The following is a 21,268-nucleotide window of genomic DNA, read 5'->3' as shown; positions in this document are numbered from 1 at the left end:
GAGCCGATCCGCCTGTCGAGGGTTTTCAGGCCTCGGCCGCAGCCTGCTCCCTCCGTCCGAAACGGCTGGTAAAACTATGGCGATCGGCGGGATAGGTCAGCCGCACCTCGGTAATCAGCTCGCCGCTCTGCCAGGTGCGCCGGTCCAGGGTCAGACAGGGTGCGCCGCGCGCGATGCCAAGCCGGCGGGCGAGTGCGGCGTCTGCCGCGCGGGCGCCGATGACGTGCTCGGCCTCGCTCCAGGCGACATGGCGCAACAGCCAGGTGCCGGGCGGCACATCCACAAAGCTCTCCGCCGCCGCCTCGGCCACAGCGCTCAAGGAAATGCGCCGCTCTTCCAAGGCTAGGGGCTCATCCCCGCGCTCATGCAGGGTCGTCACCACCAGCATCGGTCCAGCCTCGGTATCATCCACCGCGCGGAACAGGATGGTGTGCCGATAGGAGAGGCCAAGCCGGGCGGATTCCTCGGCAAGGTCGGCAATCTCCATCACCGCCCGCTCGGCGGTGGGCGATGCCACCACCGTCCCCGCCCGCCTGCGGCGGGTGACAAGCCCGGCTGCAGCCATGGCGGCGATGGCCTTGTTCACCGTCATGCGCGCGCAGCCATATTCGGCCATCAGCGCATGTTCGGCTGGGATGGGATGGCCAGGCTTCCACTCCCCCGACAGGATGCGCGTCTCGATATCGGCACGGATACGGTCAGAAAGGTTCAATCCAGCGCGCCTAAGGACTCGGGCAGCACCTGCCCGCCATCGATGACCAAAGTCTGGCCAGTGATATAGCCTGCTTCCTCGGTCGCGAAGAAGAGCGCCGCATTGGCGATGTCCTCGACGCTGCCCAGCCGCTTGAGCGGGATCGAGGCGGCCATCGCATTGGTGTAATCCTCGCCCATGGCGAGCAGCCCTTCGGTCGCGATATTGCCCGGCAGCACGGCGTTGATGGTGATGCCCTGTGCCGCCAGTTCGATGGCGGCGGTGCGGACAAAGCCCAGCTGCCCGGCCTTGCTGGCGCCGTAATGGGACCAGCCGGGAAAGCCGGTGATCACCCCGGTGATGGAGGATGTCACCACGATGCGCCCGTGACCGCTTGCGGCCAGCGCCGGCAGGCAGGCTTTCACGGACAGGAAGGTGCCGCGCAGATTGACGCCCATAACCTCATCGAAATCTTCCACCGTCATCTCGGCGATGCGGGCCGAGGGGAAGATGCCGGCATTGGCACAGAGGATATCAATGCCCCCGAAATGATGGATGGCGGCGGCCGCAATCGCCTGCGCCCCGGCCTCTGTCGCGACATCGGCGGAAATGGCGATGGCCCGGCCTCCCGCCACGTCGATATCCTCGGCCACCAGCTTGGCGGCATGGATATCGCGCGCGACGACGACGACGCGGCAGCCGACCTCAGCAAAGCGTTTGGCAAGACCGCGCCCGATGCCCTTACTGGCGCCGGTAACGACGGCCACCCGGCCGGCGAGTGATGTGAACATGCCTGCGTCCTATCATAATGGAAGAACCCAGCCCGCCTCCACGGCGGTCTCGGACGCCTTCCATCCTCGACGCCGCGCGGCCACCGGTCAAGGCGAGGCCGGAACTGACGCGGGAGGTCAAGGCAGCCACGATCGGTTTGGCTCTGTCGCCTCGACGATCGCTGCGACGGAGGCAGAAGACGGCAAAGCGCTGATCAAGACACTCAATACAAATGATCTGACAACCGTCTGCCCGCATAGGGACTATCGGCGGGAGCCGCTTACAGCAGCGGCTCGCGATGTACCTGGCGCACCCATCCCTGCAGATGCGGCCACAGATCATGATCCGGCACATGGGCCAGATCCTTGTCCAGACTGCCGATCAGCTTCGCCGCCGCATTATGCGACAGATGCCCCTTGATGGCGGCCAGCCGTGGCGAGGGCGCGACCACAACCAGCCCGTCGAAGCTCGCCGCATCCTCGTTCAGCTGGGTCGCGACCCAGACGGGCAATGTGTCCTTGTCCGTCTCATGGGCGTGATGCGCGCCCCCATGATGCCCTTCCCCGGAGATCACCCGGCTATAGGAATGGAGCGTGTGGTCGGCCTCCGCCGGACGCACGAAGCGCACATGTTCAGCATCGGCAATAACGAAGAGCAGCCTGGTATGGACGGTCATGGGAAACGGCCTTCATGGCTTTTGAAGCATTCTGCCTATCTGAGCCGCCGCGCGTCCGCGCCGCATTGATCCGGGTCAACGGAAATCCCGCAATCCCGGCTTGAGGCGAGGGAAAGACGTCCCATCTCCATGGCTCAGCCCCGGGGATAGCCATGGCCAAGGTTGCCGCACGCCGCCAAAAAGCCCACCGTGAGACGCCCGCCGCCGCCGGGCGGCCGGTCTGGTCAGGCTCGCTGCGCCTGGCCCTCGTCACCGTCCAGGTGCAGCTGTTTTCGGCCATCAAGACCGGCGCCCGCCTGTCCTTCCATCAGATCGACCGGACATCCGGCCAGCGCATCCATTATGAGAAGGTCGCACCCGGCGTCGGCGCGGTAGATGCCAAGCGGATCGCCAAGGGGTTTGAGGTCTCCAAAGGCAATTATATCCTTCTCACCGACGAGGAACTCGATTCCGTGAAGATCGAGGCCCGGCGCACCATCGACCTCGTGCAATTCGTCGATCATTGCGAAATTGACCCGATCTATTTCGACCGGCCCTATTACATTCTGCCCGACGGCGATCTGGCCGAGGAAGGCTATACCGTGCTGCGCGATGCGCTGCGCCGGTCCGGCAAGATGGGGCTCGGCCAATTCGTCATGCGTGGGCGCGAATATGTCGCTGCCCTCAAGCCCTGCGGTGACGGGCTGATGCTGGAAACGCTGCGCTTCGCGGATGAGGTGCGGGCCGCCGCACCGCTTTTCGCGGATATCGGGGATGAGAAGACTGACCCGGAACTGCTCGACCTCGCCCAGGAACTCATCAAGCGGAAATCCAGCGCCTTCAGCATCGAAGCCTTCCATGACCGCTACACGGACTCCCTGCGCGATCTGATCGAAAGCAAGGCCCGCACCGGCAAGCCGATTGCAATTGACGATCACGAGCCAGATCAGAAGGGCAGCAATGTCATCGACCTTGTCGGCGCCCTGAAGCGCAGCCTGGCGGAAAAGACCGCCGCTGCCGCGCCGCCGGCCCAAGATCCGGCACCGAAGCCCAAGGCGACGGCAGCCGCGACCCGCAAAACGCCTGCGCGCCGCAAGGCCGGGTGATGGGCCGCGCAGCTGCTTCGGCGAAGTCTAAGACCAAAGCCTCGCTGGAACAGTATCACGCCAAGCGCCGTTTTGAGGACACGCCCGAACCGCGGGGCCAGGTCACCCGCCCGGCACGCGCCAAGGCGAAAGAGCCCGGCATCGGCATCTTCGTCGTGCAGAAGCATGCGGCGACCCGGCTGCATTACGATTTCCGGCTGGAGCTGGACGGCGTGCTGCTGAGCTGGGCCGTCACCCGCGGCCCCAGCCTCAACCCCGCCGACAAGCGCCTCGCCGTCCGCACCGAAGACCATCCGCTGGACTATGGCGATTTCGAGGGCATCATCCCGAAAGGCAATTACGGCGCCGGCACGGTCATGCTCTGGGATACCGGGCGCTGGGAGCCGATCGGCGATCCGCATGCGGAACTGGCCAAGGGCAAGATCGCCTTCAACCTCTATGGGCAGAAGATGCGCGGGCGCTGGGCGCTGGTGCTCATGCGCCGCGCCAGCGAAAAGCGCGAGAATTGGCTCCTCATCAAAGAACGCGATGAGGAAGCCTCCGAGGACCGTGACCTGACCGGGGAGGAGCCTGACAGCGTCGCCAGCGGCCGGGACCTGGACGCGATCGCGGCCGCAGGCGGCATCTGGCGCAGCGGCAAGGAAGGCGGGCAGACACCGGCGCGCGCCCAGGCCCCCCGCGGCCATAAGCGTCCCGGCTTCGAGGCGCCGCAGCTTGCGACCCTGGTGGACAGCCCGCCCGCGGACGAGGGCTGGGTGTTCGAGGTGAAGTTTGACGGCTACCGCACGGAAATCGCCGCCAGCGGCGCGGATGTGCGTGCCTATACGCGCTCTGGCCTGGACTGGACGGATCGCTTTCCGCCCATCATCGCGGCCGCCAAATCGCTCGATCTCGATGGCGTGCTGATGGATGGCGAAGTCGTCGTCATGGATGCGGAGGGACGCAGCAGTTTCGCCGCGCTGCAAAAAACGCTGCAAGCGGGACGCGGGCCGCTCGTCTACATGGCCTTCGACCTGCTGCGGGAAGGCAAGACCGATTGGCGGTCGCAACCGCTCACGGCCCGCAAGCAGCGCCTGGCAGAACTGCTCGCGCCCGCTGCCCGCGATGGCGTCCTGATCTACAGCGATCACGTCTCCGGTCATGGGGCGGAGATGCTGGCCATGGCGCGGGACAAGACACTGGAAGGTATCATCGCCAAGCGCGGAGACCGCCCCTATCGCAGCGGCCGCAGCGAGTCCTGGCTGAAGATCAAAATCGGTCATGCGCAGGAATTCGTCATTCTCGGCTACCGCACATCGCAAACGGCGCGGGCGTTTTCCTCGCTCATCCTGGGTGTGCAAGACGGCGAGACCTTGCGCTATGCCGGGCGCGTCGGCTCGGGTTTTTCGGACGAAACGCTCGCCACTCTATCCGCGCGCTTTGCGAAAATACGCCTCAGCAAACCGCCCGCGATGGACGTGCCGCGCGAGATCCTGAAAGATACGCAATGGGTCAAGCCTGATCTGGTCGTCGACATCGCCTTCAATGGCTGGACGCGCGACAATCTCATCCGCCAGGGGCATTATGTCGGCCTGCGGGAGGACAAGCCCGCGGCAGAGGTCGTGCGCGAAGACGCCAAATCTGTGAAGGCCGGCAAACCCATGACGGACACGCTCCTGGGCGTCCACCTGACCCATCCCGACAAAGTGCTGTTCCCGGATTGCGGTGTCACCAAGGCGGATCTGGCCGATTATCTGGCGCGCATGGCCGACCATATGCTGCCCTTTGCCGCGGGCCGGCTTGTCAGCCTGGTGCGGCACCCGGACGGGATCGACAAGGAAGGCTTCTTTCAGCGCCATCCCAGCCGAGGGATGGATGCGGCCTGGCAGCACAAAACCGTCAAAACCACGCATGGTACCGAGGAGTATCTTTATTTCACCGAACCGCGGGCCCTGGTCGCGGCGGCACAGATGGGCGGCATCGAATTCCACATCTGGGGCAGCAGGCTCGCGGATATCGAAAAGCCCGATCGCATCGTCTTCGATCTCGACCCTGATGAGACCCTTCCCTTCGCCCGTGTGAAGGATGCGGCCATCTTCATGCGCGATGTGCTGGCGGCCCTCGGCCTCGACAGCCTGGCCATGCTCAGCGGGGGAAAAGGCATTCACGTCATTGCGCCGATCACGCCGGAGCATGATTGGCCCGTCATCAAAGCCTTTGCCGGCAATCTGTCGAAACGCGTCGCCGTCGATAAGCCAGATAGCTATGTCGCCACCATGGCCAAAGCCAAGCGCGGCGGCAAAATCTTCATCGACCATTTTCGCAATGAACGCGGATCGACCGCCATCGCCCCCTTCTCGCCCCGCGCCCGACCGGGCGCCCCGGTCGCTTGGCCCATCGACTGGGACAATCTCGGCCGGGTCACGGCCGCCAACACGGTGTCGCTGCGCACGGCTGTTGACCGGGTCGATGAGACGAAGGGGTGGTGCGCCGCGGCGCTTGTCACCCAGCGCGTCACGCAGGCCATGATCGATGCTGTAGCCGAGTAGGCGTCCGCGATCAGCTCGTCGGCAAGTCGATATGCAGTTCCTTGGGTGATCCGCCGAGCAGCCGCTCGGCGCCCAATTGCTTCAGATGCCCTTCCAGCAAACGCCCGCGCAGCGTGTCGAAGAGCGGCTCTATGGCGACCGGCGCGAGAATCGCGAGGCAGACATGGCCGGGCTTGGGATGGGTCTCCAGCGCGACCACGCCATCGGTCGCAGCAGCCGCATCAAAGATCGGTGGCAAAACGACCGCCAGATAAAGGCCGAGCGTAATGGCCTGATCGAGATTGATCATCATATGGGCTTCGCAGCGCGCCGTTTCGATTTTATGGCCGCGGTTGCCCGCAACTTCCACAAGTCCCGCCACCACTTCCCGGATCAGCTCGTCGATGGAAACCTTGATCAGCTCGCCCGAGGCATAGACCACGCGATAGGCCGCAGCCATGGACTGCACATGCTCTTCCAGAAACCGGATTTCACTGCGCCGATCGGGCGGCAGCATGCGCTTCTGGACATTCATCAGGCTCACGATAATTTGCAGATTATTCTTCACGCGATGGTGAAGTTCGCGAACCAGCCCTTCGCGGTCATCAGCGGTATTTTGGCCCTGATGTGGCGTTTCGACCATCTGCTTATCTATCTCACCCGCCACCGCTAGCCTGACCCATAAATTTTATGACGGCATCCCTGACAGCCGACTGTACCCAACGTGAACCCATCTGCATATTGGGACTGAACCGGGATATGCCAGGGCGCGGTAGATCACCCGACCTTTACTTTCCTCGCAATGGTCGCTTCATGTCATGATGGTGCTTGCCGCTTGATGACAAAGCCGCGGCAGGATAGTGGCTCTGGTCGGCCTCGTTGCTGCGATCAGCCTGAGCCTGCCCGGATTGCCGCCTCTTCTACGGATGAAGCCAATGCATAAGACGACCCAGATTGCCGCCCACCTTCCCTATCTGCGCCGGTTCGCGCGCGCATTGACCGGCAGCCAGGCGGCCGGTGACGCCTATGCGGCGATGGCCCTGGAAGCGGTCTCGGTCGAGCCGGAAGCGCTTGCCCCGGGCCTCGACCTCAATGCGGCGCTGTACAAAGTTCTGCTCACCATCTGGGGATCGGTGCCTGCCAATCGCCGTCACCACGCGCCGGTGCTGACGGACGCTACCCCGGACGAAAGCCGCAGCGTCGAGCAGCTGACCCCGCTGCCTCGCGTCTGCTTCCTGCTGCATACGATGGAAGGCTTCTCGTCCGACATCATCGCCAAGCTGGTGGATCGTCAGGTGGCGGAGGTGCGCCGCCTGATCGACGAGGCCGAGAAGGAAATCGCCGCCCAGCTGCACGCCGATGTCCTGATCATCGAGGACGAGACCATCATTTCGATGGATCTCGAAGCGCTGGTCCAGGATCTGGGGCATCATGTCATCGGCGTCGCGCGCACCCGGACCGAGGCCATGGCCATCGCCCGCAAGAGCAAGCCCGGGCTAATCATGGCCGATATCCAGCTCGCCGACGGCAGCTCCGGCCTTGACGCGGTCAGCGACATCCTGGCCGGCACGGAAGTGCCCGTCGTCTTCATCACCGCCTACCCCCAGCGCCTGCTGACGGGCGACCGGCCGGAACCCTCCTTCCTCATCACCAAGCCCTTCCAGCATGAGGTGGTGAAGGCCGTGATCAGCCAGGCGCTGTTCTTCGACCAGCGCGCGCGGCTGGGCCACAAGTCCGGCCCGGTCCTGGGCTCCGTCCCGGCCTGAGAGACAAAAAAAACCCGGACGCTGATGCGACCGGGTTTTTTCAGACCGACACAAACCGGCGCTCCGCAGCGCCGGTTTTTTTGTCTGATCAGCCCTTCAGGATGGTGCGGCCGGCATAGCGGGCGGAGGAGCCCAGCGCGGCTTCGATGCGGATGAGCTGGTTGTATTTCGCCACGCGATCGGTGCGCGCCAGACTACCGGTCTTGATCTGGCCGGAATTGGTCGCGACCGCCAGATCGGCGATGGTCGCGTCCTCGGTCTCACCTGAACGATGGCTGATGATGCTGGTGAAGCCCGCGCGATGGGCAATCTCGACCGCGTCCAGCGTCTCGGTCAGCGTGCCGATCTGGTTCACCTTCACCAGGATGGAATTACCGGTCTTTTCGGCAATGCCGCGGCGCAGGCGGGCCGGGTTGGTCACGAAGAGATCGTCGCCGACCAGCTGCACCTTCGCGCCGAGCTTTTCGGTCAGCAGCTTCCAGCCGGCCCAGTCATCCTCGGCGCAGCCGTCTTCGATCGAGAAGATGGGATATTTGGCGACGAGGGCGGCGAGGTAATCCACCATGCCAGCGGAATCGAAGGACTTGCCCTCGCCTTCCATAATGTAGACGCCGTCCTTGAAGAATTCGGTGGACGCGCAGTCCAGCGCGAAGACGACGTCCTCACCCGGACGATAGCCGGCCTTCTCGCAGGCCATGGTGACGAAATCGAGTGCGGCGTCAGCCGAGCCGATATTCGGCGCGAAACCGCCTTCGTCACCCACATTGGTATTGTGCCCGGCGTCGTGCAGCGCCTTTTTCAGCGTGTGGAAAATCTCCGAGCCGATCCGCACGGCATCGGCGATGCTGGACGCCCCCACCGGCATGACCATGAATTCCTGAATGTCGATCGGATTGTCGGCATGCTGGCCGCCATTGATGATGTTCATCATCGGCACCGGCAGGGTGCGGGCATCGACGCCGCCCAGGTAGCGATACAGCGGCAGGTCGTAGTCGATGGCGGCGGCCTTGGCGACGGCGAGCGAGACCGCCAGCATGGCATTGGCACCCAGGCGGCTCTTGTTCGGCGTGCCGTCCAGGTCGATCAGCAGCTCGTCGATCTTGACCTGCTCGCTGGCTTCCAGTCCGCCCAGGGCCTCGAAGATCTCGCCTTCGACATTGGCGACCGCCTGGGTCACGCCCTTGCCGCCGAAGCGCGACTTGTCGCCGTCGCGCAGTTCCACCGCCTCATGCGCGCCGGTGGAGGCGCCGGAGGGCACAGCCGCGCGCCCCATGGCGCCGGTTTCCAGATACACATCGACTTCGACCGTCGGATTTCCGCGGCTGTCGAGAATTTGGCGGGCGACGATGTCGGCAATGGCGGACATGGCTTTTCCTTCCGGGAGGTGGCGTTTGCCCCGGCGTAGAACTGCCGCCGCGGGAAGGCAAGGGCTGCACACCCGCACAAAGCCCTTAACACTTAACTTTAGTGCAAAAGCTTATTTCGTCCCGAACAACCGGTCGCCGGCGTCACCCAGACCCGGCCGGATATAGGCATGCTCGTCCAGTTCGCGGTCGAGGGCTGCCGTGAAAACCGGCACGTCAGGGTGGCGGTCCAGCATCACCTGCACGCCTTCCGGCGCGCTGAGCAGCGAGACGAAGCGGATCTGCGCAGCCCCTGCCCGCTTGATGACATCGACCGCCACCGCCGCCGAATGGCCGGTCGCCAGCATCGGGTCCACGGCGATGACCAGCCGGTCCTCGATATCCTCAGGCAGTTTGGTGAAATATTCGACCGGCCGCTTGCTGATCGGATCGCGATACAGGCCGATATGGCCGACGCGGGCGGAAGGCACCAGGTCCAGCAGCCCGTCCAGAAGACCGTCTCCGGCGCGCAACACGGAGACAAAGCACAGCTTTTTGCCAGCCAGCAGCGGCGCCATCATCGGCTCCAGCGGTGTTTCGATCGGCACCATCTGCAGCGGCAGATCGCGCATCACCTCATAGCCCAGCAGCAGGCTGGTCTCCTTCAGCAGCAGACGGAAGGCATTGGTCGATTTCTCCCGCCTGCGCATCAGCGTCAGCTTGTGCTGCACCAAGGGGTGGTCGACGATCGTCAGGTTGGGAAAGGCGGGCATCGCGCCGGAACTCACTTGTCTGTCAGGTCTCAAGGATGGCGCCATGATGACGTGTGGCGCTGCCCGGGGCAACGCATCCCCGTCGCGATCGCGGGGTCAGGGTTTCGGCGCCGTCTGCCCTGGCGGCGCGGTCGCGCTTTGCGCCGGTGGCGCGTGACTGAACAGATCCCGCAAAAAGCCCGGTGCGATCACCGACAGCGCGTTCACATGCACCGCGGGATCATTGATCGGCCCTGTCAGCTGATATTTGGCCGAAAACACGCCACCACCCTTTTCCGGGCTGAACAGCTTGCCGATGAGCGGAATATGGCCCAGCAGCGCATTGAAGAAATAGGCCGGCACGATCGTACCCTGAATGTCGAATTCATTGCGCGGCAGATCGACCGAACCATTGGCCGTCAGGCCCAGCGAGGCGCTATAGGCCCGCGCCTCCTGCAGATCGAGCCGCCGGTCAGCCAATGAAAAGGGCGCCACCATCTTGCTGAAAAACAGTCCCGGCCCGTGCATCAGGTCGACAACGCCATAGAGCGTCATCGCCTGCAGCATTTTCGCGATCGTGGGCGCCGCCCCCAGCGAAAACTTGTCCATCTCGGCCGTGCCGGTCAGCGGGTGATTGGGCCGGCTGTCGTCATAGCGGCCGGAGATGTCCAGCAGGCCGCCGGTGATGGCGTCATAGGCATTGGTCGCCTTCAGCAGGCCGCCGAAATCCCCACTCGTCAGCCGCACCTGCCGCGTCTGATCCGGCTGCGGCGCAACGGTGAGATGAGAGGCCGCGCGCGACGGGATCACGGTCAGGGACACGTCCGCGCTTTGCACCACCACGCCGTTATTCACCACCGTGCCGCGCACGCCGTCCAGCTCGCGCGATTGCCCGCCGGCCATGGTGCCGAAAATGATGCGGTCCAGATTGACCGTCGCCCGCCAGGGCGGATGCGGCGCGAATTCCTGGCGGGACGATATCGTCGACAGCGCCTGATTGGCCGGCTTCACGCTTGGCTCCGCCTTGCGGTCATGACCGAAGACGCCCGACAGGTCCAAGGCGCGCCCCGCGATATCGACGACGTAAGGATCGCTCGTGGTGGCTGGCAGGGTAAAACTGCCATGCAGGTCGGTGCGGCCCAGCTGCAGCTGATCGACCGTTACGGTCGAAAGCCTGCTGCCCGCGAAGCCGCTGCGCACTTTCAACGCCAGACCCGGCCCGGTCAGATCGAGATTGTCGAGAGCGACGATGCGGTCGCCCTGCAAGGCCACATGCGCCGTCGCGGTGGCGGTGCCGGCGCCCCCCGCCCAGGCGATCTGGCTGACGCTCAGCCGTGATTCCGGCACGGTAATGGTCGCGCTGATATCCGTCCGTCCGCCGCGCTGCGCGGAGAGCGTTAGCGCCAGCGCGGCCGAGCCTTTCAGCACGCCGCCGGTCGGCAGACTGGCCGCCGCCAGCTGGGTCTCGTTCGCGCTCGCCGAGACCTTCAGATTGGCGATCACCTGGGTCGGCGGTCCCGAACCGAAATTGGTATCGAGCGTCATCTGGGCCGGAATGCCAGCCAGCGCCGCGCTCCCCTTCAGTTGCAGCCCGGCCATGGTGGCGTCGATCGTCAGATTGCCGTTCGACAGGCTGCGGCCGAGCAGGAGATTGCTCAAAGCCAGGTTCTGGATCACGTCATGCGTCTGCATGGTGACCTGATCGATGGTGACCTTGCTGTCCAAAGGCAGGCTAAGGGTCACGCTGCCCTGGAAGGTGCCCCCGGTCACGTTCAATGGCACGGGCACCGATTTCAGCAGGTTCAATCGCGGCTGGCTCAGAAGCGAGACGACGGACGCCACCGGTCCGCTGAGACCGAGGTTGATGGTGCCGATCTGATCGGCCGCCGAAAGGCCGGTGATGACCATGCTGCTTTTGGAAACGGATTGGTCGCCTTGTGCGGCATCCGTCACGTCGATGCGGACAGCGTCCATGCCCTGCAGAGTGATGGCGCCGTTCACCTTCGTCATCGGCGGCAACGGCGGCAGCCAGGTCACGGTCAGTCCCGACGCTGGCAGCGAGCCGGAGACGGTGCTGAGCCCGATATCCGAGAAATCGGATTTGCCTGTCAGCCCGAACTGGAAATGCCCGTCATGGACCGAGCCGTCACGGACCTGCGCCTTGATCCAGTTGCGCGCGCCATCCGCGAAGCCCGGCGGCCAATAGGACGGCAGATCGTCCGCCGCCATGTGATCCAGCGCCAGACCCAGCGTCATTGCCAGATCCTGATCGGTGCGGGTGCCCTGCCCGCTGAGCGTCACGGTCGGAGGCGGCTGGGCACTGACGGGCGCAAAGGCGATATGGGATGTGGGATCGATGGCAAGATGCCGCTCGTCACCCGTGGCCAGGATCGCGATGCCCGCCACCGGCACCGTGCCGCCATTGATCAGCAGCGCGCCGCCCCCTGCCGAGACATTCGTACGAAAGGCCGTGACGACAGCGTCGGCCGAGGCATTGACGTCAGCCGTCACCTGCACCGGGAAGGATGGCACCGGCAGGCCGGCGGGCAGCTGGAGTGCCACCATCATGCCGGCGGGGTCATTCAGCTGGGCTGCCGTCTGCACCTCAATCTCGCCCTGCGGCGTTTCGGTGAAGGTCAGCTGCAGACTGGGCCTGGCCCCTGCCGTCTGCGGCGGCAGGGGTCCGGCGCGCGACGCCAGCACGGCACCCACCTGACCGGTCAGGCCGCCGAGATCGCCGCGCACGACAGTCGCCGCAATCTCGCCGATCTGGAGCGCGCGGCCTTCAAGACCCGCTTTGCCCTCGGCGCCAGCTGCCGGACGCAAGACCATGCTGCCATGGGTCAGCGTGACACGCCGCAATTCCGACAGCTGAGCGACTTTGACGGGCAGCAGATGGGTGTCGCTTTGCGGCGGCTGGCGCAGCACGGCAATGATATCACGCAACGTTTGCCGCAGATTGCTATGCCTCACGTGCTGCACGGCGTCCGCCGCCACCACGGGCGCGGGCGGTGCGCGTTGCACCGTCACCTGTAGCCCGTCCAGGGTCACCACCCGCGGGGCGAAAACGCCATGCGTGGCCCAGGCCATCGACAGGTCGATACTGAGATGATTGAGGCTCAGGCTGCGGTCCTGCGCCGTATCGACGACGCTGATGCCGGCACCGGTCACCTGCAGCGGCTGATCCGGGCCTTGTTTGAACCCGTTCCAGGCGAGGTCGAGATGGGCGACATGCGCGTCGATCCGGGGGGCCGCGATGGCCACGATCCGGGTCAGACGCGGTAAGGCCCAGGACAGATCAACCGGCCCCTGCGCCAGCCGCCAGGCGAGAATCGCACTGAGGACGGCAAGCGCCAGAAATCCCCATTCGACGGTGATGATCAGGGCATCCAGCGGCCACTTCCACCACCAGCGCCGATGCCGGAACCAGCCGCGGCGCGGCATATCGGCGACAGGCTCGCCCGGCGCCGGCACTTGACCGTCCGCCGCGGTCATGCCCAGCCTCCGCCGCCATGACCCCGGACAATCCCTTTTCCTGGCCCATGCCCTGGCCGCTGCCGGCCGACATGGACTCCGCCGACCGTTTCGTGGAGCGCATCCAGGCGCTGGGCCTGGATGCGCTCCCGCTCGGCATGCTGCGCGCCATCGGCGGCAATAGCGATTATCTCGCGGATCTGAGCCTGCGGGAGCATGAAACTCTGGTCATGGCCTGGCGGGACGGGCCCGAAAGCGCCATCGCGCGCGCCTTTGGCCGGCTGGCCCATATCCGCCCCGATGCGAAGACCGCGACCGTCAGTGCCGCCATGCGGCATGCCAAGCGGCAGGTCGCGCTGGCCGTCGCACTGGGTGATATCGGTGGGGTGTTGCCCTTGTCGCGCGTCACGGGCGCACTGTCGCGACTCGCCGAAGAGACTCTGCAGCTGGCCGTGCGTCATCTGCTGCTGCGCAACCATGCGCAGGGACGCATCCACCTGCCCGAACCCGACAGCGATCCCGTCACCGGCTCGGGCCTGACCATTCTGGCTCTCGGCAAGCTCGGCGGCCGCGAGTTGAATTATTCGAGCGATATCGACCTCATCGTCTTCTACGATCCGGCAGCCATTGCCTCTCCGCAAGAGACTATAGGCGAGACGTACACACGCCTAGCCAGGGATCTGGTGAAGCTCATGGAATTGCGCGAGGTCGGCGGTTACGTTTTTCGCGTCGATCTGCGTCTGCGTCCCGATCCTTCGGCCATGCCGCTCGCCATTTCGGTGCCGACGGCCCTCGCCTATTACGAAACAATGGGCCGCAACTGGGAACGCGCCGCTTTCATCAAAGCGCGGCCGGTGGCCGGCGACATCGCCCTCGGTCAATCGTTTCTCGAAGCGCTGCGGCCTTTCGTCTGGCGCCGCCATCTCGATTTTGCGGCCATCGCCGATATTCACGCCATGAAGCGCCTGATGGACGCCCATCGCGGTGGCCCGATTCCGGTGGGGCCGGACCCGGTAAACCGTCTGCTCTCTCACAATTTGAAGATCGGTCGCGGCGGCATCCGTGAGATTGAATTCCTGGCCCAATCCCAGCAGCTGGTCTGGGGCGGGCGGGAGCCGATGCTGCGCGTCGGCGCCACGCTGCCGGCCCTGCGGCTGCTGACGCGTCTGCGCCATGTCTCCAGCGACACCGCCGCCGTGCTGACGCGCGCCTATCGCTTCCTGCGCCAGGTCGAGCATCGCCTGCAGATGATCGCCGACCGCCAGACCCACAGCCTGCCTGGCACGGCGGAAGGCATGATGGCGCTGGCGCGCTTCATGGGCTTTCCGTCAGCGCAGGCCCTGGCAGAGCGGCTGCTCACCCATCTTCTCGCCGTGCAGGCGCTTTATGATTCCTTCTTCGAGATGGAAGGGGACTCCGAAAGCCTCACTGTCGGCCATGCCGGCGCCGCCGCGCCCGAACAAACCATCGCCCGGCTGTCCGAACTCGGTTTCACCGACACGCCGCGCATCGTGGAGACCATCCGCCACTGGCTGTCCGGCCGGCCCCGCGCGCTGCGCTCGGAACGCGGCCGCAGCCTGCTGGAAGGTCTGCTGCCGCCTATCCTGCGGGCCATCGCGGCACAGCCGCAGCCCGACCAGACCTTCGCCCGCTTCGATCATTTCGTGACGGGCCTGCCCGCGGGCGTTCAGCTTTTTTCGCTGTTCAGCCGCAACCCGGCGCTGATCGACCGGATCGCCGTGCTGCTCGGCGCGGCCCCCGGCCTCGCCGATCATCTGGCCAACCATCCCGGCTCGCTCGAGGGCCTGCTGGGCTCGGAAGAAGCCCGGTCTGACCCCTCGCGGGCGCTCCGCGCCCAGATGGTGGATGCCTTCTCGCTGGAAGACACGATCGCGCTGACGCGTCATTTCGTCAGCGAGGAACAGTTCCGCATCGGGGTCGCGACGCTCGAGGGGCGCATGGATGTCGATGCCGCCGGGATCGCGCGCACGGCACTCGCGGACGCGGCGCTGGCGACCATTCTCGATGCCGTCGTCGCCCAGCAGGCCGCACGCTACGGCTGGCTGCATGGCGCCGCCTGGGCCGTGCTTTTGCTGGGAAAAGGCGGCAGCCGGGAAATGATGCCCGGTTCCGATCTCGATCTCATGTTCATCTATGACCGCAACGACGCGGCGGAGGCGAGCGACGGTCCCAAGCCGCTGGCACCCAGCCAATGGTTCGGCCGGCTGGTCACCGCCTTCACCAATGCGCTGACGGCGCAGGGTGTCGAAGGACCGCTGTATAAGGTCGATATGCGGTTGCGCCCCTCAGGCAATCAGGGGCCGGTGGCGGTCAGCCTGGCCGCCTTCCGCCAATACCATGCGGAACAGGCCTGGAGCTGGGAACAGATGGCGCTGACGCGCGCACGCCCCGTCACCGGCTCACCGGCTTTCCTGCCCATGGTCGAGGACGCGCTGCGGGAGGCGCTGCTGCCCCGGCGCGATGCCGACCGGCTGCGCCGCGATGCACGCAACATGCGGCGCCGCATGCTGCGCGACCTGCCGCCCGCAGGCCCCTGGGACGTCAAGCTGATCCCCGGTGGCGCCATGGAGGTGGAGTTCATTGCCCAGGTGCTTCAGCTCGTTCATGGTGCCGCCCATCCAGAGCTGCGCAATCCCACCACGCGCATCGCCCTTGGCAATCTCGTCTCGGCCGGACTGCTGCCCCAGGCCGAGGGTCGCGCCCTCATTGCCGCGGACCATCTCTGGCGAACCATTCAAAGCATGCTGCGTCTGACCGTCGGCCTCACGGCCGCGGCCGATCTGCCGGAGGCCTCGGCCCGCATTCTGGTCGCCGCTACCCACGACGCCACCATGGCGGACTTGCGCCGCCGCATGGGCGCGACCGCCGCTCTGGTCCGCGCGTCGTTCATCCGGCATATCGGCGATCCGGCGCAGCCGGCCGAGGCGCCCGAAGACGCGCAGAAACCCTGACGGAGAAAAGCCCATGAGCTTGAGCGAAGGCGATATCGCCCCTGATTTCACCATGCCGGCAACCGCCGGCCGCACGGTCACGCGGGCGGATTACGCCGGCAAGCCCGTCCTGCTCTACTTCTATCCGAAGGCGGATACCTCCGGCTGCACGAAAGAGGCCTGCGCCTTCCAGGAAGCGCTGCCGCAGCTGGGCCATCTCGGCCTCGACGTCATCGGCGTCTCGCGCGATCCGCTGAAGGCGCTGGAAAAATTCGCCGCAAAATACAGCCTTACCTTCCCGCTTGCCTCCGACGCCGAGGGCGCGGTGACGGAGGCCTATGGCACCTGGGTCGAGAAAAGCATGTATGGCCGCAAATACATGGGCATCGAACGCGCCACCTTCCTGATCGGAAAGGATGGCAAGATCGCAAAAATCTGGCGCAAGGTTTCGGTCCCCGGCCATGCCGCTGACGTATTGAAAGCGGCCCAGGCGCTCGGCTGAGAGAGAACACATCCATGATCGTCGTGATGGGCATTTTTGCCGCGGATCTTATTTTTCATACGCCGAAGCTGCCCGCCTGGACGGAAACCGTCATCGGCAGCGGCTTTGCCATCGGGCCAGGCGGCAAGGGCTCGAACCAGGCCATCGCGACTGCCCGGCTGGGTGCGCCGGTCGAATTTCTTGCCAAGACGGGCCGCGATAATTTCGGCGACATGGCGCGCGGCATCTATGCCCGTGAAGGCGTGGGCACGCGCTTCCTGCAGGAAAGTGCGGATCTGCCGACCGGGGCCGCGGCCATCATCATCGACGACAAGGCGGCCGAGAACGCCATTATCGTGGTGCCGGGTGCCGCCGCCGCGCTGACGACGGCGGAGATCGACGAGGCGGCCGAGGTCATTGGCAGCGCCGCCGTCTTTCTGACCCAGCTCGAAACGCCACTGCCTTTGGTCGTGCATGCGCTGCGCCTGGCGCGCGCCAAGGGGGTGACCACCATCCTTAACCCCGCGCCGGCAACTGCCCTCTCCGCAGAGATCCTCGCCCTCGTCGATATCCTGACGCCGAATGAGACCGAGGCCGCCATGCTGTCCGGCCTGCCGGTGACCAATACGGCAGAGGCCGAAGCCGCCGCCGATGCGCTGATCGCGCGCGGTGCCGGCTCGGTTGTCATTACGCTGGGTGAAAAGGGCGCCCTGCTGCGCCGGAACGGAGAGACGGTGCTGGCGCCTGCGGTGAAGGCGGGCAAGCTGGTCGATACGACGGGCGCCGGCGACAGTTTCAATGCTGGTGTCGCCGTCGCCCTGTCAGAGGGGCGCAGCATGGCGGAAGCCTTGCGCTTCGCCTGTGCCGTGGCCGGGTTGAAGGTGACACGCGCGGGCGCCGGGGCCGGCATGCCGCACCGCGCTGAGGTCGATGCCCTGCTCGCGGCCGGCTAGACGCGGCCAACTGGGCGCCGAATAGAAAAGGCCGCCGGGGCTGACGCCACGGCGGCCTTTTGAGCGGGCAGACGCCCTCTTTAGAACAGATGGCGGAAGACGAAGAACAGCAGGCCGGACAGCACAATCGCGACCGGCAGGGTCATGATCCAGGCGGAGGCGAGCTTGAATAGCGTGCTGCGCTGGAGGCCGGACCCGTTCGCCACCATGGTGCCCGCGACGCCACTCGACAGGATATGCGTGGTCGACACCGGCAGGCCCCAGACCTCGGCCATGGAAATGGTCGCGGCAGCGACAATCTCCGATGCCGCGCCCTGAGCGTAGCTCAGATGCGTCTTGCCGATCCGCTCGCCCACCGTCTGCACGATGCGCTTCCAGCCGACCATGGTGCCCAGCCCCAGGGCGACGGCGACGGAGACCTTGACCCAGGTCGGGATATAGCGCGTGCCGCGCTCCAGCTCCGTCTTGTAGTCCTTCAGCACTTTCTGATCGGCGGCCGACAGGCTGCCGGGATTCTTGGCCAAAGCCGACAGAGCGGCATCGGTCAGATACATGTCGTTGCGGATATTCTGCGCCGCCGCCGCTGGCACGCGAGACAGCGAGCCATAGGTGCTGACCTGGCTGGAAATCGAATGCGTCAGCGCTGACATCGCCGCAAAGGCCGCCGGACTGCCGACCTGCTTCTGGTTGATGGCGTCATCCAGCCGCTGGCGCGCTTCCGCCGCCTCCATGCTGGCGGCTTCACGCGCCGCATGGCCGTCGAAGATCGAAGCGGCTTTGACGCTGCTGGCAATGAAGGTCGGCGTATGGCTTTCCGGCACGGTGCGGTTCAGGGCAAAGGCCGTCGGCGCCACGCCGATCAGGATCAGCATGATAAGCCCCATGCCCTTCTGGCCGTCATTGCCGCCATGGGCGAAGGACACGCTGGTGCAGGTCAGCACCAGCAGGCAGCGGATCAGGAAGGGCGGCGGATTGCGGCCTTCCGGCGCGGTATAGAGCTTCTTGCTGCGGATCACGAGTTTCATGAGCAGCAGCAGCAGGGCGGCCAGAACAAAACCCGCCACGGGGCTGAAGAGCAGGCCCTTCAAGACGCCGATGGCCGCCCCCCATTGTACGCCGGCAGTCGGGTGGCCGGCGGGCGCCATGAGCTGATTGGCGATGCCGACGCCGATGACGGACCCAATCAGCGCATGGGAGGAGGAATTCGGGATGCCGAACCACCAGGTCAGCAAATTCCAGGCAATGGCTGAGAGCAGCAGCGCGAAGATCATCGCGAACCCGGCCGAACTGCCGACATTCAGCACCAGATCGTTCGGCAGCAGGGCGACGATGGCATAAGCCACCGCCCCGGATGAGGTCAGCACGCCGAGGAAGTTGAAGGCGCCGGACCAGATCACGGCAAAGGTCGGCGGCAGGCTATGGGTATAGATGACCGTCGCCACGGCATTCGCCGTGTCGTGAAATCCGTTCACGAACTCGAATCCCAGCGCGATGATCAGGGCGATGCCCAGAAGTAGGAAGGCGCCGATCGCAAGCGGCGAGCCGCCAGCCTGTTCCATATCGCCGACCAGGCCGTAAACGCCGTAGCCCAGGCCGCAGACGAGAAGAAGAGCAAAAACCGGAACGGTCGCCCAGTGGCGCTGGCCTTTCGGCTCTATGACGCTCGACCGGGACTCCGCAGCGATGACGTCAGACATGGAACCCCCGTTGCTATTATGCGACCGACAATAGTTTCGGAACGCATGTGGGGAACGAAGCTTTAATGACAAAGAAACGCTTGGTTCAGGCTTCGCGCCAGACGCCGCCGCTCAGCGCGTCAGCAGAGCCCGCAGCTCTTCAAGCTGGCCCAGCATATCGGCCATGGCCTGGCGCAGGCGAACAACCTCGGCCTCGGCCGCCGAGGGCCCGGCCGTCAGGGCGGCGCCGGGCAGCGCGCCATGGCTGGAGCGCGGAATGAAGCGCAACGGCGGACCGGCGGAGACCGCAATCTCACGCGTGCGCTCCTCCGCAGGGGCATCGGCCAGCAGCAGTGCCTCGCTGTCGCTCTCCCCCTCAACATCCTGATCGTCCTGCAGCGGGGGCGGGATATCGTCGGCTAGCCGTCCGCCACCTTCCCGCAACAGGCGCTGCACGCCTTTGATGGTGTAGCCCTGGGTATAGAGAAGATGGGCGATGCGCCGCAGCAGAGTGACGTCGTCGGGCCGGTAGTAGCGCCGGCCACCGCCGCGCTTCAGCGGCTTGACCTGGCTGAATTTGGTTTCCCAGAACCGCAGAACATGCTGCGGAATATGAAGATCGTCGGCTACTTCGCTGATTGTGCGGAAGGCCGTCGGCGCCTTTTTCGGCTTGGCGCGGGCGGCATGGTCATCGTCCTCACGAGGCAGGGGAATGGCGCTCATGAATCGGCACCATCATCCTCAACAACCTCGCCATTGACGGTGCCCTTCAGCACCTGGCTGGGCCGGAACACCAGAACCCGCCGCGGCAGGATAGGGACTTCGACCCCGGTCTTGGGGTTGCGGCCGATGCGACGCCCCTTCTGCCTTACAGAAAAGGTCCCGAAACCACTGATTTTAACCGATTCACCGGCTTCCAGGGCGTTGGAAATCCGTTCCAGTACCGCTTCCAGCAGGTCAGCCGATTCGTTACGCGACAGGCCTACCTGTGCGTAGATCGTCTCGGCCAGCTGGGCGCGGGTTACTGTACTCATGCTGTAACGGTAGCATTGCCAGCCGCGGAGTCAACGAATCCTTCACCATCAAGGCTTTGGCACCCAGATGTTTTATCCGTGGCGAAGAGAAGGCGCGAAGAAGCTGCACCTAAAGCTTAGATACGGACCAGTGCGGAACCCCAGACCAGCCCGCCACCCAGCGCTTCCATCAGCACCAACTGGCCACGCTTGATGCGGCCGTCACCCATGGCTTCCGCCAAAGCCAGCGGAATGGATGCGGCCGAGGTATTGGCATGCCGGTCGACAGTGATGACGACGCGCTCCGGGGCCAGGCCAAGCTTGCGGCCCATGCCCTCGATGATGCGGATATTGGCCTGATGCGGCACAAGCCAGTCCACCGCGCCCGGTTCAAGATTGTTGGCGGTCAAGGCCTCTTCGACGCTTTCCGACAGGCGCTGCACGGCATGGCGGAACACCTCGCGCCCGTTCATGCGCAGCTTGGCGGGCAGCGGCTGGCCGGCGCTGTCAGCCACGCCCACGGCGCCGTCAACATACAGGATGTCACCCAGGGTGCCCTGCGCATGCAGGTGGGTGGAGAGAATGCCCTGATCGCCCTCGCCCGCCTCGGCGCGCAAAAAGACCGCCCCGGCGCCATCGCCGAACAGCACGCAGGTGCCGCGATCGGTATAATCCAGAATGCGGGAGAAGACTTCCGAGCCGATGACCAGGGCGCCACGCGCGCGCCCGGCGCGGATCATCTCATCGGCAATCGACAGCGCATAGACGAAGCCGGCGCAAGCGGCCGAGACGTCGAAGCCGAAGCCGCTTTTGATCCCCAGCGCCGCCTGCACGCGCACGGCGACGGAGGGGAACGCCTGGTCCGGCGTGCTGGTGCCAACGATGATGAGGTCCACGTCATCGGCGCTGGCCCCGGCCGCATCCAGGGCTGTGCGGGCGGCGGCGACCGCCATGGACGTCGTCGTCTCCGCGCCTTCGGCGCGATAGCGCTGATGGATGCCGGTGCGTTCGCGTATCCAGGCATCCGAGGTATCGATAATGGTGGCCATCTCGTCATTGGAGACGACACGGCCCGGCAAAAACCCGCCGGCACCGGCCAATACGGAACGAAAACGCGCTGTCACGATGT

General features: G+C 65.3%; 16 protein-coding genes and 1 pseudogene. 6 read left to right on the top strand and 11 right to left on the bottom strand.

Annotated elements, in window-relative coordinates; all coding sequences use genetic code 11:
- Nucleotides 1-25: 25 nt before the first annotated feature.
- The 3 genes from hutC to AC3G7M_RS10885 all read right to left on the bottom strand — a co-directional run bounded on the left by hutC (nucleotide 26) and on the right by AC3G7M_RS10885 (nucleotide 2,138).
- A complete protein-coding gene (gene hutC, locus AC3G7M_RS10895) occupies nucleotides 26-712 on the bottom strand; it encodes a histidine utilization transcriptional repressor HutC (protein ID WP_489211904.1) in 687 nt (228 codons plus the stop codon).
- Nucleotides 709-1,482 (bottom strand): 3-oxoacyl-ACP reductase FabG, encoded by a 774-nt coding sequence (gene fabG, locus AC3G7M_RS10890; protein ID WP_489211903.1) that lies wholly within the window; start codon nucleotides 1,480-1,482, stop codon nucleotides 709-711. The genes hutC and fabG overlap by 4 nt, the downstream gene beginning before the upstream one ends.
- 260 nt (nucleotides 1,483-1,742) lie before the next feature.
- On the bottom strand, nucleotides 1,743-2,138 hold the full coding sequence (locus tag AC3G7M_RS10885; protein WP_489211901.1) for a baeRF12 domain-containing protein: 396 nt from the start codon (nucleotides 2,136-2,138) through the stop codon (nucleotides 1,743-1,745).
- 152 nt (nucleotides 2,139-2,290) lie between these two features.
- On the opposite strand from AC3G7M_RS10885, the gene ku reads away from it, so the two are divergent.
- Entirely contained in the window at nucleotides 2,291-3,223 is a 933-nt protein-coding gene (ku, locus tag AC3G7M_RS10880; protein ID WP_489211899.1) for a non-homologous end joining protein Ku, read from the top strand.
- A complete protein-coding gene (ligD, locus tag AC3G7M_RS10875) occupies nucleotides 3,223-5,751 on the top strand; it encodes a DNA ligase D (RefSeq protein WP_489211897.1) in 2,529 nt (842 codons plus the stop codon). Before ku ends, ligD begins: the two co-directional genes overlap by 1 nt.
- Nucleotides 5,752-5,761: 10 nt before the next feature.
- Here the strand turns inward: ligD and AC3G7M_RS10870 are convergent, their stop codons facing one another.
- Nucleotides 5,762-6,373, bottom strand: coding sequence for a histidine kinase dimerization/phosphoacceptor domain -containing protein (locus tag AC3G7M_RS10870; protein WP_489211895.1), 612 nt, complete (start codon nucleotides 6,371-6,373; stop codon nucleotides 5,762-5,764).
- A gap of 292 nt (nucleotides 6,374-6,665) precedes the next feature.
- Between AC3G7M_RS10870 and AC3G7M_RS10865 the strand changes: the two genes are divergently transcribed.
- Nucleotides 6,666-7,496 (top strand): response regulator, encoded by an 831-nt coding sequence (locus AC3G7M_RS10865; protein WP_489211893.1) that lies wholly within the window; start codon nucleotides 6,666-6,668, stop codon nucleotides 7,494-7,496.
- Nucleotides 7,497-7,584: 88 nt separating this feature from the next.
- Here AC3G7M_RS10865 and eno read toward each other — a convergent pair whose 3' ends face one another.
- The 3 genes from eno to AC3G7M_RS10850 form a co-directional block, all read right to left on the bottom strand.
- Complete coding sequence (gene eno, locus AC3G7M_RS10860; protein ID WP_489211892.1) at nucleotides 7,585-8,862, bottom strand: phosphopyruvate hydratase; 1,278 nt, start codon at nucleotides 8,860-8,862, stop codon at nucleotides 7,585-7,587.
- Nucleotides 8,863-8,973: 111 nt separating this feature from the next.
- Nucleotides 8,974-9,612, bottom strand: coding sequence for a uracil phosphoribosyltransferase (gene upp / locus AC3G7M_RS10855; protein WP_489211890.1), 639 nt, complete (start codon nucleotides 9,610-9,612; stop codon nucleotides 8,974-8,976).
- 96 nt (nucleotides 9,613-9,708) lie between these two features.
- On the bottom strand, nucleotides 9,709-13,086 hold the full coding sequence (locus AC3G7M_RS10850) for a hypothetical protein (RefSeq protein WP_489211888.1): 3,378 nt from the start codon (nucleotides 13,084-13,086) through the stop codon (nucleotides 9,709-9,711).
- A 17-nt stretch (nucleotides 13,087-13,103) separates the two neighbouring features.
- Between AC3G7M_RS10850 and AC3G7M_RS10845 the strand changes: the two genes are divergently transcribed.
- Genes AC3G7M_RS10845 through rbsK form a run of 3 tightly spaced genes read left to right on the top strand, consistent with a single transcriptional unit; the run spans nucleotide 13,104 to nucleotide 17,450 of the window.
- Complete coding sequence (locus AC3G7M_RS10845; protein WP_489211886.1) at nucleotides 13,104-16,037, top strand: bifunctional [glutamine synthetase] adenylyltransferase/[glutamine synthetase]-adenylyl-L-tyrosine phosphorylase; 2,934 nt, start codon at nucleotides 13,104-13,106, stop codon at nucleotides 16,035-16,037.
- A gap of 13 nt (nucleotides 16,038-16,050) precedes the next feature.
- A complete protein-coding gene (gene bcp, locus AC3G7M_RS10840; protein ID WP_489211884.1) occupies nucleotides 16,051-16,518 on the top strand; it encodes a thioredoxin-dependent thiol peroxidase in 468 nt (155 codons plus the stop codon).
- 14 nt (nucleotides 16,519-16,532) lie between these two features.
- A complete protein-coding gene (gene rbsK / locus AC3G7M_RS10835; RefSeq protein ID WP_489211882.1) occupies nucleotides 16,533-17,450 on the top strand; it encodes a ribokinase in 918 nt (305 codons plus the stop codon).
- Nucleotides 17,451-17,530: 80 nt separating this feature from the next.
- Here the strand turns inward: rbsK and AC3G7M_RS10830 are convergent, their stop codons facing one another.
- The 4 genes and pseudogenes from AC3G7M_RS10830 to AC3G7M_RS10815 all read right to left on the bottom strand — a co-directional run bounded on the left by AC3G7M_RS10830 (nucleotide 17,531) and on the right by AC3G7M_RS10815 (nucleotide 21,263).
- Nucleotides 17,531-19,147, bottom strand: coding sequence for an inorganic phosphate transporter (locus tag AC3G7M_RS10830; RefSeq protein ID WP_489211880.1), 1,617 nt, complete (start codon nucleotides 19,145-19,147; stop codon nucleotides 17,531-17,533).
- 407 nt (nucleotides 19,148-19,554) lie between these two features.
- A pseudogene (locus AC3G7M_RS10825) lies at nucleotides 19,555-19,849 on the bottom strand (MerR family transcriptional regulator); the annotation flags it as partial.
- Nucleotides 19,846-20,160: an integration host factor subunit alpha gene (locus tag AC3G7M_RS10820; RefSeq protein ID WP_489211879.1), complete on the bottom strand. Its 315-nt coding sequence runs from the start codon at nucleotides 20,158-20,160 to the stop codon at nucleotides 19,846-19,848. The pseudogene AC3G7M_RS10825 and the gene AC3G7M_RS10820, both read right to left, overlap by 4 nt.
- Nucleotides 20,161-20,276: 116 nt before the next feature.
- Nucleotides 20,277-21,263, bottom strand: a complete 987-nt coding sequence (locus tag AC3G7M_RS10815) for a beta-ketoacyl-ACP synthase III (protein ID WP_489211877.1) — start codon at nucleotides 21,261-21,263, stop codon at nucleotides 20,277-20,279.
- Between the last annotated feature and the right edge of the window lie 5 nt (nucleotides 21,264-21,268).

It is taken from the genome of Acidisoma sibiricum (genome assembly GCF_057837225.1).
Note: the sequence above shows the minus strand (reverse complement) of the source record. Positions and strands in the feature narration are given on the sequence as shown.